The sequence below is a fragment of the Actinopolymorpha alba DSM 45243 genome (assembly GCF_000373925.1).
Taxonomy (GTDB): Bacteria; Actinomycetota; Actinomycetes; order Propionibacteriales; family Actinopolymorphaceae; genus Actinopolymorpha; species Actinopolymorpha alba.
In genome coordinates this window covers 1-1,666 of sequence record NZ_KB892727.1, presented here as the reverse complement: position 1 = coordinate 1,666, position 1,666 = coordinate 1, and the positions used below count along the sequence as shown (strand labels likewise).

Below are 1,666 nucleotides of genomic sequence, written 5' to 3'. Positions count from 1 at the left end.
CGCTGTTGATGCTCACCCACCTGGTCGCCGCTGTGATCGTGGTCCCGGCGATCGCGCGCCGCCTGGCCGCCTGACCGGCCGTCACCACCATCGACGGAGCCGATCGAGTCGCTCACCGACGACCTCGCCGCACCGGCGTACGACAGCCTGGAGCCGAGCGACTCGACCAGCTCATCGCGGACCTCGAGCCCATCTTCGCAGCGCTCGACGCTGCCGGCTCCCGGTAGGTCCCGCCACGTACGGGGGAACGGCAGCGTGTCCCGGCGGCAGCGGTCGACGCGGTACGTACGCCACTCGCGGGCGAGCTCGAGCGGCGGCGTGATACCGGGCGCGAGGTAGCGTAGAAGTATCCCTGCCTTCGGGAGGATCCATGCCGAAGCGGACAGATCTGCTGGTCATCGGTGCGGGACCGTACGCTTACTCGGCCGCCGCCTTAGCTCGTGACAACGGGATCGACACGCACATCGTCGGCCATCCGCTGGCCTTCTGGCGGGAGCAGATGCCAGCTGACATGTTCTTGCGCTCGGGTCCTGACTGGCACCTCGACGCAGACGGCAACTTCACCTTCGAGGCCTTCTTCGAGGACCGGGAGATGCGGCCCGAGGACTTCAACCCGGTCCCCATCGCCATCTTCATCGACTATGCCGAATGGTTCCGTGAGCGCACGTCGCTCGAAGTCGACGAACGGTTGGTTACCGACCTCACCAAACCGAGCGGAGTCTTCATCGCAACTCTGGACGACGGCTCGACGATCACAGCGGAGAAGGTTATTGCCGTCCCGGGCATTTGCTACTTCGCCAACCTCCCGCGCTGGCACGCGGACGTGCCGCCGACGCTCCGATCACACACGAGCGAACTTGTCGGCTTCGAGGATCTCGCCGCCGCCCGGGTCGTCATTATCGGAGGGCGGCAGAGCGCCTACGAGTGGGCAGCGCTGCTGTGTGACCATGGCGCCGAGCAGGTGCACGTCGTACATCGGCATCCCATTCCCGAGTTCGCCAAGGTCAGCTGGGCCTTCATGGACCCATACATCGATCAGACACTGGCGCAGCGGGGATGGTGGCGGCGACTCTCCGCGGAGAAACAACACCGGATCGCCAGCGAATTCTGGCGAGCCGGCCGGCTCACCCTCGAGCCCTGGCTCGTCCCACGCCTCGCCACCGAGGTTGTCACCAGCCATCCCAACTGCGCGGTCATCGATGTGCTGCCTGGTGATCAAGATGTTCGACTGCGGCTCTCGGATCAGCGAACGCTGATCGCGGACCATGTGATCTTCGCCTGCGGCTACAAGGCAGACCTCTCTCGTATCCCCTATCTTCGCAGCGTCTCGCACCAGGTGAGTACGACCGATGGTTTCCCCGACCTGACCGATGGCTTCGAAACATCGCTGGCGGGTCTCCACGTGATCGGCTTCGCTTCGACCCGCGACTTCGGCCCCTTCTACGGGTTCACCAAGGGCTGCCCGTCATCCGCGCGCATCGCAGTGGACGAATTGATGCGCCGCGCAGCTTGATCGAGATGGACGCTCTGGCCTCGTCAACGGTTCGGCATGCGCTTCGTCGGGCGGCGGGCCTGATCGTCCACACTGTGGAGGGGCGACCACAGCCAGCGCCTGCTGGAACGCCGATCCCTCATACCGAGATCAGGGCGCTGGTGGAGAAGCACC

The 1,666-nt window shown here is 65.3% G+C and carries 1 protein-coding gene; it reads left to right on the top strand.

Annotated elements, in window-relative coordinates; all coding sequences use genetic code 11:
• The first annotated feature begins 370 nt into the window (after positions 1-370).
• Positions 371-1,513, top strand: a complete 1,143-nt coding sequence (locus B141_RS0106365; protein WP_020574328.1) for an NAD(P)-binding domain-containing protein — start codon at positions 371-373, stop codon at positions 1,511-1,513.
• The last annotated feature ends 153 nt before the right edge of the window (positions 1,514-1,666 follow it).